10 protein-coding genes and 1 pseudogene are annotated in these 16,601 nt (G+C 58.9%); 6 read left to right on the top strand and 5 right to left on the bottom strand.

All coding sequences use genetic code 11. The features are described 5' to 3' along the window. The coding region (locus AC0L28_RS33760; protein ID WP_473482772.1) for an isocitrate lyase/phosphoenolpyruvate mutase family protein at positions 1 to 275 on the bottom strand (275 nt) is incomplete at its 3' end. Positions 276 to 1,216: 941 nt separating this feature from the next. Here AC0L28_RS33760 and AC0L28_RS33755 point away from each other — a divergent pair. Together AC0L28_RS33755 and asnB are read left to right on the top strand one after the other, a co-directional pair. Further along, on the top strand, positions 1,217 to 2,872 hold the full coding sequence (locus tag AC0L28_RS33755; protein WP_473482770.1) for a glycerophosphodiester phosphodiesterase family protein: 1,656 nt from the start codon (positions 1,217 to 1,219) through the stop codon (positions 2,870 to 2,872). 27 nt (positions 2,873 to 2,899) lie between these two features. After that, entirely contained in the window at positions 2,900 to 5,011 is a 2,112-nt protein-coding gene (asnB, locus tag AC0L28_RS33750) for an asparagine synthase (glutamine-hydrolyzing) (protein WP_473482767.1), read from the top strand. On the opposite strand, the gene AC0L28_RS33745 is transcribed toward asnB, so the two are convergent. The 3 genes and pseudogenes from AC0L28_RS33745 to AC0L28_RS33735 all read right to left on the bottom strand — a co-directional run bounded on the left by AC0L28_RS33745 (position 4,987) and on the right by AC0L28_RS33735 (position 8,813). Continuing rightward, entirely contained in the window at positions 4,987 to 5,778 is a 792-nt protein-coding gene (locus AC0L28_RS33745) for a hypothetical protein (RefSeq protein WP_473482765.1), read from the bottom strand. The genes asnB and AC0L28_RS33745 overlap by 25 nt on opposite strands. A gap of 295 nt (positions 5,779 to 6,073) precedes the next feature. Beyond that, positions 6,074 to 7,697, bottom strand: a pseudogene (locus AC0L28_RS33740) (ISL3 family transposase). A 306-nt stretch (positions 7,698 to 8,003) separates the two neighbouring features. Continuing rightward, positions 8,004 to 8,813, bottom strand: coding sequence for a hypothetical protein (locus AC0L28_RS33735; RefSeq protein ID WP_473482763.1), 810 nt, complete (start codon positions 8,811 to 8,813; stop codon positions 8,004 to 8,006). 406 nt (positions 8,814 to 9,219) lie between these two features. Here AC0L28_RS33735 and AC0L28_RS33730 point away from each other — a divergent pair, with 406 nt between their 5' ends. Next, on the top strand, positions 9,220 to 10,407 hold the full coding sequence (locus AC0L28_RS33730; protein ID WP_473482761.1) for a hypothetical protein: 1,188 nt from the start codon (positions 9,220 to 9,222) through the stop codon (positions 10,405 to 10,407). A gap of 384 nt (positions 10,408 to 10,791) precedes the next feature. On the opposite strand, the gene AC0L28_RS33725 is transcribed toward AC0L28_RS33730, so the two are convergent. Beyond that, the gene (locus AC0L28_RS33725) at positions 10,792 to 11,487 is read right to left on the bottom strand and encodes a hypothetical protein (RefSeq protein WP_473482759.1); all 696 of its coding nucleotides are present in this window, start codon (positions 11,485 to 11,487) and stop codon (positions 10,792 to 10,794) included. A gap of 582 nt (positions 11,488 to 12,069) precedes the next feature. Between AC0L28_RS33725 and AC0L28_RS33720 the strand changes: the two genes are divergently transcribed. The 3 genes from AC0L28_RS33720 (at position 12,070) to AC0L28_RS33710 (ending at position 16,236) form a co-directional block, all read left to right on the top strand. Further along, a complete protein-coding gene (locus AC0L28_RS33720; RefSeq protein ID WP_473482757.1) occupies positions 12,070 to 13,872 on the top strand; it encodes an ATP-dependent nuclease in 1,803 nt (600 codons plus the stop codon). Next, a complete protein-coding gene (locus tag AC0L28_RS33715) occupies positions 13,869 to 15,644 on the top strand; it encodes an ATP-dependent helicase (RefSeq protein ID WP_473482755.1) in 1,776 nt (591 codons plus the stop codon). Before AC0L28_RS33720 ends, AC0L28_RS33715 begins: the two co-directional genes overlap by 4 nt. Positions 15,645 to 15,762: 118 nt before the next feature. After that, positions 15,763 to 16,236, top strand: coding sequence for a hypothetical protein (locus AC0L28_RS33710; RefSeq protein WP_473482753.1), 474 nt, complete (start codon positions 15,763 to 15,765; stop codon positions 16,234 to 16,236). Positions 16,237 to 16,601 lie beyond the last annotated feature (365 nt).

The raw sequence follows: 16,601 nt of genomic DNA, 5'->3' as shown, positions 1-16,601 counted from the left end.
ACGACGTCGACCACCTGGGTCCAAGAGGCCTCGTTCGCATCGCGGTAGCCGAGGCTGGAGGAGATCGAGAGGCCGGATGCCCAAAGCGCCTTGAAGCCGGACCGCTGCGCGATCGCCGCGGAGAGCGCGTCATGCGCTTCCATAAGGAATGACGGTCCGTCACGGATGCAAATGAGATCACGAAGCGTAGAGACATCTTCGCTTGTATTGCCGCCCGGATTCCGCAGGTGACGCCCTTTTTGCGATAGTGAACACACCCGACGCAGATGTGGCATGCTGCTTTCCTCCCTTCGTTCCACCGACCGCGATATCACCACGACTCACATCGGTCGGCAGTTCTGCCGCCATCTAGAAGGAAGCATCAAAAGTCATGCCAACTGCGCAGGAAAAGCCTCAGAGAAATTTTTCTCGATATTATTCAGCGGCTTACATGAGAGTGCAGCAGGAGCCAAGCCGAACACCAGCGTGTCGCGGACTCGACAAACCGACAGTAGGTGGTTGCCGGCGTCTTCTCAGGAATGGCGGACAGGTTCCTCTGCGGGGAAGCGGAATTCACGCCTCATTCAATTGCGCCCGCCAAACGCCAAACGAAGGGGTCGAAGGCTCCCGCTTCCGTCCCGCAAAAACCGGACCTGGAATCGGTGACGGGCTGCACGAGAATTAGTCCGGGTTGCGGTCACTGTTATGCCGAGCGGTTCTCCGAGCCCTTTCGCAGCGTGAGCGGCCTGTTCCGCAAACAGGTGCCTGTCATCTTTGTCGACAGAGTTCGACACGATGAAGCGGGCGACCCGGCACACCTTCCCGGGTTCTGACCAAACGCAGTTCCCGAATGCGGGATTAGGTCAATAGCCCGGTACACCGAGGACGCCGCGGCATTGCATATGTGGTTCGGAACATCCGTCGAGGATGTCGGAAGCAATGATCATGCTCGGAACCGCCTTCAGAAAGTAGGGGCTTGAGCCAAAGCGACCGCCAGCAGCGGAAATCTATCCAAAGCCATCTTTGTAACAGAGCCCTACGAGGAGGTTAGAAGATGTTGCACACCTGTCCTTTTGTCGGGTCCGCGACACGGACTTGCTTGGCCATTTCTTAAATCCCTTCGGTCCGCTCGAAAAGAATTGCAATTATCCCAGGCCGCTGAACTGGCACGGGTTTTGAATTGCCCGGGTACGAAGCGGCGAAAGCTGCCGAACGGCTTCCTGTCGCACGAGCCGCAATGGATGAAATGAAGAAAGGTAAACACATGACAGATCTGCGTCGCGGCGCCTTCCGCAACGTTTTCGCCTTCACTGCCCGCCACTGGCGCAAGCAGCCGGCCTGGTTAGGGTTCATTATGACCATGGTTCTCGCCTCAACGATGGCTGGCGGGCTGAGTGCCACCAATGCTATCGCAGGGGATAAGGCGAGGGCTGGCGCGCAAACCCAAATCGGCGGGATGCAGCCGGACGGCGAGCCCGTTGATCTACAGATTCCCGCCTGTGGGGAGACGACCAAAAAGTTTGGCTCCAACGATCCGAATGATCCAGTCGACGGCACCGTCAATGAGACTATCACCGAGTGGTTGGCGGCCGGTAACAAGGCCGATTGGAAATCCAACTTCGGTCTGGACAGTCCCGCTCTCGGCGACGCAGAAGACGAAATTGAAACCGCCGGCTACGGGAAGGATCTCTTCCTGACCGGAACCGAGACCAAGACCCGCGGCATCGATCCACATCGGAGGCAGGTACTGCCTCACCGCGGCCTGTTCGATAATTCCGAGGGCATTCTCGAAAACACGATTTCAGCCGCCGACAACGCGCTCAAGCACGGTTTCCATGCTGTCGAACTCGATCTTCGCGCCGATAAGAACGGTCATGCCTGGATGATGCATGACACCACACTCGGGCGGGTTACCGGCGATCCGAGCAATTGTCTGATTTCTGATGTCTCTACCGAGGAAATCAAGAACATGAACCTCTCGATATGGAATCCCGTCACTAGTAAACGCACGCCGGCGCTGGACCGCAACGACAATCCGCAAAAGATGGAAGACCTGCAGAGTATGATCGATTTCGTTCGCGAGAAGAATAAAAACGGCGAGGAATTCAACGTCATCATCGACCCCAAGGACGAGGTATCGACGATCGCAGCAATCAAGGCGCTCTCGCCGTCTGACAATGCTGACGTGCGCAGCCACCTCGGCATCAAGATCTATTCGACCTATGTGCCCACTACCGACCGCGTCGTTGCGAACTGGGACAGGAAGACCACCAATGTACTTGATGCGCTGGAGCAGGCCAATGTCACCGTCCAGCCCGACAACAGGCTGAACCTGATCCCGGTCCTCATCAAGGCGGAAGACGTCCAGTCTTCTCACATCCGCGACGATTCAGTGACCCAGGCCGGCGATTGGCTGACCTCCTTCGACAAGCTGGGCGACCTCACCATGGTGGAAATCTCCCGCTTGGAGGGAACCGACAACTTCGACGAGATGAACCAGGTGGCCAAGACGTTCCAGGCAGCGGGCGAGAAGTTCGCCAGCACACCTCTCACAACGTCCTATATCTCCGAAGCTTTCTCCGTTAACGGCCAGAAGTTTTACTACAGCGAGCAGGGCGTGCCCATCACTCTGCCCGACCGGCCCGACATGGATTTCCGCGCCACTTTCGGCGCGCTTGAGCCCTATGCCGACGTTCTGCTGTCTGACAATCCTTATCTGGAGACGCTCTATGCCACCGGCTGGATCACTGATGGTAATCACGCGGATTATACCTTCCCGATGGATGCCCACTACAACCCGGCATCCATCATCGACGCACCGAAGGATATCATTGGCAAGCCAAGCTGGATGAACAAACCCACGCTGGCCTCTGGTCATGACCACGCCAACTGAACTGGCTGCAACCTGGAAGTCATCACGATGACAGGTTTTCGACAGCCCCGCCAAAGGCGAACAATTCGCGCGGTGCCTGCGTTCTGGTCGCAGTGTCAGTCAGGGGCCACGATCTCTGGCCTAGCTACTAGAAAGGGTCGGTGCGCATTGCGTGGAGTGTGTGCTAGCGGACAGCCTGCGGGAATGACCCGTCACGACCGATCGAGCTTACTCGAGTTGAGCCAATCCGGCCATAAACGATATCGCGTGGTCGGGGTGCGGTGTCCCGGATGCCGCCTGCGCGATTGTTACCCAAGGCAAGGAGCGAAAAATATGTGCGGCATCTGTGGATGGATTGATTTCGATCGTGACCTAGGAAGTCCTGACGCGCGAAAGGAGCTGGCCGACATGACGGCCACCATGGCCTATCGTGGTCCGGACGACGAGGGGACTTGGATCGACGGGCCTGCGGCACTGGGACACCGCCGCCTGGCGATCATCGATATCCAGGGCGGTCGCCAGCCGATGACGCACCAGGAGGACGGCCGACCGGCGTTGGTGCTCGTTTACACGGGCGAGACTTACAACTACCGCGAGCTGCGTGAACGGCTTGCCGCCGTGGGCCATCGGTTTGACACGAGCAGTGACACCGAGGTGGTGCTGCGCGCCCACCGCGAGTGGGGCCAACGCGACCCCCGCACCGCCGTGAGCGAACTCAACGGGATGTTTGCCTACGCACTCTGGGACACCCGCAAGCGCGAACTGCTTCTCATACGCGACCGACTCGGGATCAAGCCGCTTTACTACTACCCCACCGAGCACGGAGTGTTGTTCGGCTCCGAGCCAAAGGCGATCCTCGCCAATAGTCTCGCGGAACGGGTCATGGACGCCGACGGGCTTCGGAGCACACTATCTTTCGTCGCCGACCCGCATAACACCGTGTTCCGTGGTATGCGTGAAGTACGGCCCGGCCATATTGTCCGCGTGACCCGCGACGGCATCCAGCAGATGACCTATTGGCAGCTCACCGACAGCGGTCATACCGACGACGTGCCTACCACCGTCCGGCGCGTCCGGGAGCTGCTTGAGGACACCATCCAGCGGCAGCTCATCGCCGACGTGCCGCTAGGCACGCTGTTGTCGGGCGGGCTTGACTCCTCGGCTTTGACCGCACTGGCCGCGCACTTTAACGGCGAACGGATTCGGTCCTTCGCCCTCGACTTCGTCGGCTACACCGAGAACTTTACCGCCTACCCGAGGCACGCCACACCTGACGGTCCGTACGTGCAGGAGGTTGCGAAGTTCGTTACTACGGACCACATGGACATCATTTTATCCGCGCACGAACTCATGGACCCGAACGTGCGAGCAGCCACCCTCCACGCCCGCGACCTGCCGTTCACTTTGGGCGACAAAGACAGCTCGCTCTATCTGCTGTTCCGGGCGATTCGGCAACACGCGACGTTGGTCCTGTCCGGCGAGTCGGCCGACGAGGTTTTCGGTGGCTACTCGTATTTCCACGATCCCGCGCACGTCCAGGCCGACACGTTTCCCTGGTTGGATGTCGATACCGGCTGGCAGTACCTAGATCCCGACCTGCTCGAGAAACTGGACCTTCCCGGCTACGTCGACGAGCAGTACCGCAGGGCACTTGCGGAAGTACCCGCTCTGGCTGGGCCGACCTCGGCCAATCCGCACGAGCGTCGCATGAGAGAGATCTGCTACCTCTCTCTTACGCGCTTCCTGCCGAGGCTGCTCGACCGCAAAGACCGGATGAGCATGGCGTTGGGTCTCGAGGTGCGGGTCCCCTACTGCGACCACCGCCTCGTTGAGTACATGTTCGGCACTCCATGGGCCCACAAGACTTTCGACGGGCGCGAGAAGAGTCTGCTGCGGGCCGCGACCGCGGACTTGCTGCCGCTGTCGGTGGTCCAGCGCGTTAAGAGCGGGTATCCGGCTATCCAGGATCCGACCTACGACAGAATGCTGCGCGCCCGGTTCGCCGCGCTCCTGAATGACCGTAGCGCGGCAGTGGCACCACTGCTTTCCGTCGATGGCTCCCGCGCGTTGCTCGATGCGACCGACAACACCAGGTGGGTGGAGCATATCCTTACTCTTCAAGATTTCCTGACCGATTATAACGTGAGCCTCACAGTTTGAGACGGCGGAATACGCATTAGGGAGCAAAGGAGACCCTGGTGCCGCGTGTGGCGTGGGGCTCTGTCGCGGGCTCTGCCGATTGCACACAGCGTTGCAGGTGCGTCACCACACTGGGACGCATTCACCAGCGCCACTTTAGCCGCATCTCCTATTTTGAATTCGACAACGTGCTTGGGGCGCTGTTCGACTGGCAACAGGATCTCTCGCCCAAGCTCGCGGAGTACCTGGTTGCTGGCTTGGCCGAGCACGGTGCTGCTGTTGTTCAGTATGCTCGCGCCCATGGCGGGCGGTACCGCTTCACGCACGAGCTCGATCTCGAGGTCGCTTTGGGCGACCTGCATTGCTATGAGACCTCTCAGGGACTGCAGTTCGAGCATGTGATCAACCGAAAGCGGCACAAGGCGACACGAGATCGGCATTGCTGGCGCGAGGACTAACTCCGCCCGGAGGATCACTAGTCCTCTTATCGCTCCTCCTCCCTGTCGCATAACGATTTTCCTGTCAGCGAGTTTTAGCGACATGATGTTCATGTCCGGCTGGATGGAGAAGGCCTTGGATTGGTCGTACCACCGCCAGGTGAACGCGAGGGTCCATGAGTCCACTTTACGCTCCCAGTTATAGAGTTGCGATGGCGTTCCGTCGCCGAGTTCGACTAGACCGTGTCGCCTCACCTCGGCCTCGGCGACCGCCATTGATTTTTCACCGGCCGCCCGCTTCATAGTGGCGGCTATCAGTTCAAATGCCGGCTCGAGAATTTCTCTGCTCATCGTCCCCGCCTTTCAAGCGACCCACCTAGACCTCGCTCCGCACGCCCTCGGCTTCATGGGCTGCCGCTTCGGTGCAAGCACGATTGAATGCCTCGACCATGCTAGCTGCATGCGTCAGGTTCCGGATGTCTCCGGGGGCAAGCTTATGGCCAGCCTGGAGCAGCCGCTTGCTCCACGCCTCCGCCTCGACGGCCCCAGCACTAGCATGTTTGACCACCGGATCGACGGATGCGCAGCGCTCATGACGGCAGAGAACCACGCAGTCCTGTCGCTTGGCAGTTAACTGGGTTCTTCCTCACTTTGTGTGGCGCGGCGGCAGCATGCGTGCTCTCAGCAGCTCAGGGCCTGCCCTACCGTACATTGCGCGCTTGAGGGTCTTGAGTCGGTTGATCTGGCCTTCGGCCTGTCCGTTGCTCCAGGGCAGCTCAATGGCGTTGTTGACGGCATCGATGTCTCTGCGCAGGACGCGGGCGAACCGCATGATCGGAATGAGTTCAGAGTCGATTGCATCGTCGATCCACGCATCCAGCGGTGCCGATCTCTTGCCGCGAAGGATGCCGTTGAAGCGCATCGCCAAGCGTCGCATCTCGGCGAAAGCGTTTGACCCCTGTTTCAGGGTGTCGACCTTTCTTGCCTGCCGGTCTGTTAGCCGGCCACGCGGCTTGATGCACAGCGCTGCGGCAACCACTGGCGAGATTGCATGACCGGTTTCTGGATCTCGAACCGGCTCCAACTTCGACGCAACTGGCGGCAGATCGCTGGCCTGCTCCCTTTCGGCCCGCCGCCAGGCTCCCAGCAGCCGCTCCAGATTTGCGAAGCTGCCGGTGTAGCCGCGCTGCTTGACGTCATGAAACAGATGCCGCCCGCGGCGGTTCCCCTCTTTCCAGCATTGAGCAAGGAAGGCTTCGAAATACCATGGTGATGTGCGGTTCAGTGCCGCTCGTCGCCTGTCTGGCGGAGCCTCGAACTTGAGCCACTTCGTTACGCTGCGACGTTCATAGCCGGTCCGTCGGGCGATCTCGCTGTAGGAGAGCCCTTCCTGGCGCAAAGCGTGGAGCATGTCGAATATCTCCTGACGAGATTGGCTGTGCGCGAAGCGGGCGCGCCGGCGATGTGTCGCAGCGTCGACGATTGCATCCTCCGACAGGATGGCCCTGCCGGTGGCACGCCCAGAAAGGCTCATCTGTTCTTCGATGGCCGAGCGAAGGTTCTGGACCAGGTGAAATCGATCGGCAACCTGCCAGGCCTGCGGTGCCCCTTCACGGACGGCCTGCGCATACAGGCCGCAGCGGTCGGCTAACGACCTCGACGGAAGGACGTTCCCGCAGCCACTTGGCCGCACTCTCGACGCTTCGATCGTCCAGAATGTCGACAACTGAGCGGCGCTCGAGATCGACCATGATGGTCCCATAGCTCGTCGCCCGCCGCCAACTCCAGTCATCGATGCCTACTACCCGGACCTCGGAGCTGCGATGAGAAACCGCGGCACCCCGCTTCAACTGCCGCAGGATGGTGTCGTCGCTGATCGGCATGCCAAGCCGTTCCATCAAGCGCTCGCCAGGACGGCCGCCGGTGCTGTGGCCGAGCAAGCCGACAATCTCCACGACCCTTGTCGTCCGGCGCGCATAAGGGAAAGCAACCGTCGGCAGACGATCGGTAAACGTTCGTCGCTCACATTTTTGATGCGGGCATCGCCAGCGGCTCAGCAGAAGCTTAACTGTCACCGGTTTGCTCTGGACTGGCAGATCCTGGAGGCTGCGGCGGGACCAGCCATGCCTACTTCGGCTTCGCCGTCCACAATCGGGGCAAATACCGATCGCGGATCCGGCTGCAGAAACAACCCAACCGTCATCAACAGTGAGCGCGACACCCAGAATCTTGCCCCCTGGGCCGGGCGACCATTTCGATTTCTTTCGCATGCCCGCCCATAGCGACACCGTCGCTAACAGCGAATGAACCACACAAAGTGAGGAAGAACCTAATTAAGTGCCAAGTGACAAAAGTCGTTACGCGCGAGATGGTGGAGCGCGCTGCACGGGCGCGGGCAACGGCCGCGGCCGAGGCGGAAAGCGCCCGTCCCGCGTGACCGTCTTTTCTCAATCATCCTCTTGCGAGCCAAGTATATGAGGTCGAAGGGGGACCTATGCCATATCGCCATATTGAAAGAAGGCACCTGACATCAAGCACCTCGTGGACTTCCTTCCAGTGTTGAAAGGCCTTTCCGCTCAGCGCCTGCGCTTCTTGATTTTCTTCGCGCTCGCAGCCGCATTCGCCACCGCAGCGGCGATACCATCGGGATGGGGCGTAAGGGTCCTGCCCGGCGGATGAACAATTTCGCTTTTGTTCGCCGCGCATTTGAACTCCTGGATGGGCCATTTAACGAGGTCAGGCACACAGGCCTCATATATGGTCGCCCTCTTCTTGAAGCCCCAGAGGTCCGGCCTTGCCACGAAGTCCGCATTGCTCTTCTCGCCGTGCGGCTCGACGAAGAGAGCGCGTAGCGTCGGCGGTTTGGTCTGGGGACTGGGCTCCTTCCAGCGCGTATCCCATGAGAGGATCACATTGGAGCGTTCCTTGCGCCAATTGAGATAGTGGTAGTGCTTTCCCATCCCATGCGATTCACGGTCCAGATAATCTTCCCCGCCATCGAGGGTGATGAGGTACAGCGCGACCCGATCTGGCACGCGCCTGAGGATCGGTTCGCGCCGCAGGGGCTGGACGAAGCCACGGAGAATGGGTTTCGGGGGCCCCCGAAAGGTGATGGCGGTGCCGAAGGCCCAGTGGTCGCGCTCCGCCTGCGGAATTTCGGACACGTCCGGATCCCAGTCCGTATCTTCTAGCGCTTCCTGCAGGCTAACGATCATCTCTTCGGCCGGGCCGGCATATCGGTCCGCAACGCCAAATTCTTGGCGCCATATCTCTTGCTCGTCCTGCGATCCTGGAAAATCCGAGACTATGAATTCCTCAGTTTCAACCCGCGCGGCGAATTTAATTAGGCGACGGGCAATATTGAGTGGATCCCTATGATCGTTCATTTCCTACCGCCTTCGTTTGTCCGGTGACCGCCTAACCGGTTTTCGGGTGGAAAGCTGTCCATCGGGTTTCGACAGAGGTGCTGAGCCAACGGAATGGCAAGATCTGGGTCGAATGCCGAAAGGCTGATAACCTCAAACCGCGACCCGAAAGCAGACCGTCTACTGTCTGCCCCACAGGAGCGGGTACCGGTTAGGTGAATTTCGAGAGCATTAAACGTCACCAGTTACAGATTCGATTGACGAAGTCACGAAGCTATGCTCGCTTTTCAAGTTGGGGGGAAAAGGTATGGCCTATCGGAAGCTGCCGTTAGCATCATTGATCGTTAACCCAGCCAATGATCGACATGGTGAACTTGAGAACGAAACCGCCGCGATAGCGCAGCTCTTTGCCTCGCAAGAGCAGCATATGCGCAATCTTGCCAAGGATCTTGTCGCCAAGGGTGAGATCTTCGAGCCGCCGGTTGTCTTCCCATCAGGCGACAAGTATGTTGTCGCCGACGGCAATCGCCGCACCACCTGTCTCAAGTTGCTGGCCGCGCCACGCCGCGCTCCGACAGTCGAGCTCCAGCAATTCTTCGCCGACTGCCGAAAGAACTGGCAGGGCGCCTTTCCCGACAAGATCGAATGCCGAGTGGAGAGCGACCGCGACCGCGTCGACGACATTCTGTTTCGCCGCCATACCGGCGTGCAGGGTGGCATCGGCCAGAGCACCTGGAACGATAGGATGAAGGCCAACTTCGTCATCCGCACCGGCAAGGGCGGCGGCCTCAACGTCGCCGACGAGATCGAGAAGCGGCTGAAGGAGGCGAAGCTGCTGCCAGCGCGTAAGATTCCGCGCTCCAATCTCAATCGGCTGCTCTCGGCGGAGTCGCTGCGAAATCGGCTCGGCATCTCGGTACGCAAAGGAAAGCTCGAAATCATCCGCGACGAGGCGGAGACGCTGGCGGCACTGCAGAGGGTAGCCAGCGATCTCGCGAGCCGCGTCATCACCCTGGACAACATCTGGGACACCGAATCCAAGCTCGCCTATATCGACGCGCTCGAGGCCGCAAGTGTGCTGCCGAAGGTCGCTCGCAAGCCGCAGCCAAAGATGCAGGCCGCGTCTACGCCTACACCCGCGCCGCCCAAGCCGAGCCCGGCACCGCCGCGTCCGCCGGCTTGGCCGCATCTAATCCCCGACGTGAGCTATGGCGTCACTTGGCCGGCGCACCTTCAGCGGCATCGCGCGATCTGGGAAGAACTGCAGTACAAGCTCGACGTCGGCGAGACGCCCAACGCGGTGTCGGTGCTGCTACGCGTACTGCTCGAGCTGTCCATCGACAATTATGTAAAGCGCCGCCAGCTCATGGGGGTATTGGAAACCGACAAGCTGGCAGTCAAGGCCGGCAAGGTTGGCGCCGATCTCCACGCCACGGGGAAGATCGACAAGAAGTATCTAGGCGCGATCACCAAACTCAAGCAAGGCGAGGAAATTGTCTCGCTCGACACGCTTAATCGCTATGTCCACTCGCCCAACTTCAGCGTATCCCCCGACCATCTAAAGATGCTCTGGGCGACGCTTGCCGACTTTATCGTCCTGTGCCTCGAGGCGTGAAAGCTCTGCCCATTCACAAATCTGCGGGGACGAGTTATCGTTTGAGGTCCGCTTCGACTATCGTCTCGCCTGGAAACCGCTGTTCTGCTTTCGGCGCATTTAGACATTCAGTCTGATCAAGCTTCAGCGAATGGCTGCTTCGCGCCTTCTCCGGTCATTCGGCCGACTGGTCGACAAATCTAAGACCTGCCATTGGGCTTAAGCGGCTAAACAGGACTTGGAGGAAAATGGGCGCCGGCTCCTATATCGATGCCAACTTGACTGGAGGGCGGCAAATCAGAACTAGAGAGAACACCTTCAGTTGCCATCCAATTTACAAACACGGGACGAATTCGTGTCAGGTCGTCAGAGTCTCCTTTAGTGGCAAGACGGTTTTGCTACCGCTCACTCATGCTTTAAATGCTCCCATTCGCCGATTAGCGACTTGTAGCTCTCTCGGAAAATCGATTCTTCGTTGCCTTGCAGCGGCGTCGTTTGGGGGGAAAAGAAAGTCCGACGAAGGGCGTCGATAATACGCATGTCACCTGGATTAATTTCTGTCAGGGCTTGTTGCATTACCCACAAGCCTAGCCTTCCAGCCTCTTCGTGCAACGCGGGTTCTTCGCTAAAGTATGGGTAGACGACGCGGGTATATTCTCCCCTGACTCGCGCGTGGAGCGCATCCCGTATACGAATTGTGCCACCTAGGCCCTCAATTTGCAGGTTCCCGTGCACGCTTTGAGGGATGATCTCGACAGGTTCGTTTGACCAACGCAATTTCGCACTTAGCAGTTCGAGGACGCCGTCTTTCAGCAGTGGATATAGTCGTTTAAAACTCCTGTTTGACTTAATACGGTCGTCAGTTAGGTGCGTTAGATCTCCGTCGCCCGATATGTGCCTTTTGACGTCCGACCAGAAAGGCAGGTAGAAGTCGCCGCCTCGGCTTCTAGTGCCGCCCGCCTCCTTTTTCCGGTCAAGCCGGATATCCTCCTTCAAAATTGACCGCCGCAACGACTGTGGCGCGTAGAGCAATTGCAGCACCTTTCGAAGAGGAATATCCAAAACTGACATGTGTGCCTCGCTTGCCGTAAATTGCAGCATAATCATCTTCTAGTTTTATTTCGACACAAGGGGAAAGTCGGTTTATTCACTCATGGACAGAAATGAAAAACGTTGTTTCCAACGGCATACTCTCCAATGCTCGCTGACGCGTTCGCGACTTCGGCAGTTCGCCGAAGCCAACTCGTCCTAGCCACTTGAAAGTGGTGGCTTACCGCTCATGTCAAAGTTCCACCCTTACCGCTCATGTCAAAGTTCCACCAAGGTTTTGTTTCAGGAATAATCGCATCTCGATAACGTGCAGCGTCAACACGGGCACAGTATTCCAACGCTCCATGGGTCACCATAATCCACTATCAACACCAAAGCGGATTGCGTAGAACGCGCTCGATGGTGAAGTCATCGGCAGGATTCGCGCCGCTCACGGCGGAATGCAGCAGTGGTCGCGCCAACGTCCGAATTTCTCGACGTGGGGATCGCCGGCTAGCTTTCGTCACACCGCTCCAGCCGCTCGACAGGAACCGCAGCGTCGATCCGTAAAAAGGTTCGAGGGACCGACTGCGCGGAGCGTTGAATAGGGCGACACAATGGAACAGTATGCCGCCAAATATTGGGGGGACCGTTATGCAGTTAGCCCGGCTTCAGATCCGGAACTTCCGCAATCTTCCGAATGTCGATGTCCCGTTAGACCGCAACGTGGTCATTCTAGGCGAGAATCGCGTCGGTAAGAGTAATCTTCTTCATGCGATGCGGCTGGTGCTCGACGCGAGTCTGCCTGACAGTGCGCGGTACCTCAAGCTGAGCGACTTCTGGGATGGCTTGTCGGCCGCGGAGCGTGAAGCGGGACCAACCATCGAAGTGCATATCGATTTCGGGGACTTCGACGGTTCCCCGGCGCTCGCCGCCTTACTGACGGACTATCGGCTCGCTGCTGACCATACGATCGCTCGACTGAGCTACGTGTTCCGGAAGAAGCATGGCGCGGGGAAAAGCCCGACCGAAAGCGACTACGAGTTCAAGATCTTCGGCGGTGGCGTGGAAGCTCGCGGGCTGAACCCCGACTTGCGGAGGCGCATCTGTCTCGACGTTCTCCCAGCGCTTCGCGATGCTGAGAGCGAACTTGCGACCTGGCGCAGTTCTCCGCTGAGGCCCTTGATCGATGACGCAATCTCCAGAGTCGACGCCGCAGACCTCAACAAAGTTAGCACGCAGATCAACGCAGCAACGGCTTCGTTGACCGGTCTTAAGCCCGTTGAGGACCTAGAGAAGAACCTGCGGGCGCAGATGGTAGCGCTGGCTGGTGACCATCACGATATCAAGGCCAAGTTCGGGTTTGCCTCGACCGACCCGCTGCGCCTGTTTCGCAGCATAAAGTTGCTCATCGACGATGGGCTCAGGACGATAGGCGAAGCGAGTTTAGGATCAGCCAATCTCGCGCTTCTGACCCTGCGGCTCGCTGAGTTTGAGTGGCATCGAACGAAGAACGAACGCAATTTCACAATGGTCGCCGTGGAGGAGCCGGAGGCGCATTTACACCCTCATCTGCAGCGCAAAGTCTTCAGCGCTCTGTTTGCCGAGCAGCAGGCAGAAGGCGAGGAGGTCACGCGAAGCCTCATCCTGACGACGCATTCTCCAAGCATCGCGAGCGTAGCGCCCATACGATCCCTCGTTCACCTGCGCGACACAGGCGAGTCATCCGCAGGCGCATACTCGGTTGCAAAGCTTCCGTTGTCGAAGGAAGATTTGGACGATCTTGAGCGATATCTCGACGCTACCCGCGCGGACATGCTTTTCGCTCGCGGCATAATCTTCGTGGAAGGCGATGCCGAGAGCGAACTGATCCCAATCTTCGCGGAGACCATGGGCCACCATCTCGACGAGCTTGGAGTATCCGTGTGTTCGGTCGGAGGGACGAACTTTGGGCCCTACGCCAAGCTCGCCGCAGCGCTACACATCCCGTTCGTTATCATCACCGACTGGGATGTCAACAAGGAGGGCAAGTCCATAGGCTGGCGGCGTGCCCTCACGCTTGTGCCCCTCATCCGCTCAGCCGACGGTCGTGCTCCGCTTGGCCCGCCAGTGGTTGAGCAGATGACCAAGGATATGGATGAGCTGCACAAGAGGTCAAAGGGACACGGAATCTACCTTAACGGTTCGACTCTCGAGACAGAGATCGCGAACACTCCCAATCTCTTGCAGCCGCTGCTTGGTGTTTTGGCCAAGCAGGACTTCGGTCCTGTCCTCACTGCCCGCGTGGCGGACTGGCAGCAAACGCCCGCCAATCTCGATCCCCACCAGTTAATGCTGATGATTGGCTACGTCAGTAAGGGCCGATTCGCGATGCAGTTGGGAGAAGCTCTGAAGGGGCTTGCCCCTCCGGCGTACGTTTCCGACGCTATCAAGGATCTGCTGGGCAAGCTGGAATGACCGATACCCGGCTTATGGAGGAAGCGATAGCAGCCCTGGGCGACAACCAGGAACAACTTGATGCCGTCAATTCCAAGGGCCACTGTGTGGTATTGGCTGGCCCCGGCAGCGGGAAAACCAAAACGCTGACGACGGCGATGGCACGGACACTCATCGAGGACGTGGTTGAGCCTCGCGGGATTGCCTGCATCACCTACAACAACGAGTGTGTGCTCGAACTGCAGGAGCGCTTGGCAAAGCTCGGCATCGAAGAGAACCGGTATGTGTTCATCGGCACGGTGCACAGCTTCGCACTTTGCCAGATCCTCCTGCCATATGCGCGTTGTACCATGCCAGAGCTCACCGATGCCCGGCCGGCGACCGACGCTGAGCGCCGGGGTGCGGTGGAACGTGCATTTGCCAAGGCGATCGGGGGATCCGGCAATCCACACGAACGCTGGAAATTCGCAGCCGAGAAGAGGCGCGACCAGGTCGACCGCGACGCGCCAGAGTGGGGTAACAATCCCGAGCTGGTTGCCTTTATCGAGGCCTATGAGGCTGACTTGCACGGCCAGGGACTGGTCGATTTCGACGACATGCCGCTTCTCGCCTACCGCCTGGTCAAGCAGCACCAATGGATAGGCAATGCTGTGTGCGCAAAGTACCCGGTCCTCTTCGTCGACGAGTACCAAGACCTCGGGCATGCGCTGCACGAACTCGTGCTGTTGCTGTGTTTTGGCGCGGGGATCCGCCTATTCGCCGTCGGCGACGCAGATCAATCCATGTACGGGTTCCAAGGCGCGGCACCGGAGCTTCTGCAGAGCCTGAGCGAACGAGAGGACGTGATGCGCATCCGGCTGCGCTTCAACTACCGCTCCGGTACCCGCATCATTGCGGCATCGCTTGCAGCTCTTGGGGAAGCCAGGGACTATCAGAGCAGGCCGAACGCCGGCGTTGGCACGGTCGATTTCCACGGCGTGGCAGGCGATCTCGACGCTCAGGCTGGCTACGTCTTCAAGAACCTTCTACCCCCGATAATGGCTGGGACACCGCTCTCCGAGATTGCGATACTTTATCGAACGGTCAAGCAATCTAATTCGCTTGCCCTTGCGGCGGCGGGAGCGGGAGTTCCCATCGTAAGGGCTGATAACAATGCCTTGGTTAAAAGGAGCCTGCGGCTCAGCCGATTTTTGGAGCGCGCTGCGGCGTGGCAGTCGGGGGGCTGGAAATCAGCCGATCCGCCTTTTCTCGACCTCGCGCGGGAAGCTACTTCCCTTGTTTACGGGTCAGATGCTTCAAATGTTGAATGTGCCGATATCCGCAACGAACTGATGGCATTTCTTCATAGGGGTATTGGTACCGACCCCGATACGAATACATGGCTCCAGGATTTCGAGAACGAAGTAGGCACGTCCTGGCGTGCCCGCGCCCGAAATCCAATGGAGGATTGGAGTGGCCTGGACCGTATGCGGGAGCGGACCGACCCTGCGACCGGTGACATCCACATTCCGCTGTCGACGTTCGCCGGCAGGGTCGAAGGAGAAGGTCGTCTGACGCTAAGTACGCTTCACAGCGCGAAGGGGCGTGAGTGGGACGTTGTGATCCTGTACGCAATGAATGCCGACGTGATCCCGCACTACTATGACAAGACTGCGGGCCAAAAGCTCGAGGCGCGTCGCCAATTTTACGTCGGGGTAACGCGACCGCGTAAGGCCCTTCACATTGTCTATCAGGAAGGAAACCACTCGCCGTTTGCCGCTGAGGTCTATCAACGACTACAGGCAAGCGGCTAAACTGGGGGGTAGCGGCTGAGCGTGCGGCCCAACCGCTTGGGCGCGAGCGTCCCGCTCGATAGTCGTTGAGCTTGAGACGCGCGTTTATGCGGGTGATCTGCCGAAGAAGACCGCGGCTATGACCCAGGAGGAATGGGTCAAGAAAGCATGGAAGGGAAAAGACAGGATGCGGGTCGTTGTAGACGCCCATCATCTTCACCTTGGTCCACGCAAGGCTGACGGCACCGTCGGCAGAACCGGTCCACTGTTGTTCGTGGGAATCACGCCCGATCAGGCATTCTTCCTCACGATTGGGGACCACGATAGCTTTGACGACGGCAGCGTCACGAAGATGATGCACGACAAGCTGGAAGCGGAAGCTATGGCGAGCGGTGGTGGGGTCTATATGCCGCCCGGCGGCGGGGTAACTTTGGGCGGAACGACGGTCGTAGACACCCTAAAGGCGATTAACATCGTAAAGACGCTCGAGCTTATAGACCGGAAGCTGGACGAGCAGAATGCTGCTGGCTACGCGATCCGGATCGATTGGGATGACATCGTTATCGTCGATCCACAGGGGAACGAGTTTCAGCGGATCAAAGGTAAGCTTTGAGGTTGCCGCCTCAGTCGTGGCTTGGCTGGACCCCGTCGAATTCGGTGAAGGCGCGATTATTGTCGTCGCTGGCGAACCTTGCGGACCATCAGCCCTGGAATTTCGAAGTCCGCAGCACGGCCGCGATGAGGGAGTCGAGACCCAAGCGGCAGCATATCACGAGTGCGGACCGAAAACAGACAGTCCGAAGACGGCCCGATTGAGACGTTCACAAAGTCGTCCCAGAGCGTCGGCAGTTGGCGATGTGCCGTTTCGGAACCGGGTAGACCTTGGGCAGATCGCAATCAACCTAGGTGTTTAGTCCCGGCATTTGATGGGTGGGATCGAATCGGAACCGTTCAGGCTCTTTTGCCCAGATTTTGCAG

It is taken from the genome of Mesorhizobium sp. WSM4847 (assembly GCF_055811335.1).
This window is presented reverse-complemented; position numbering and strand designations above follow the sequence as displayed.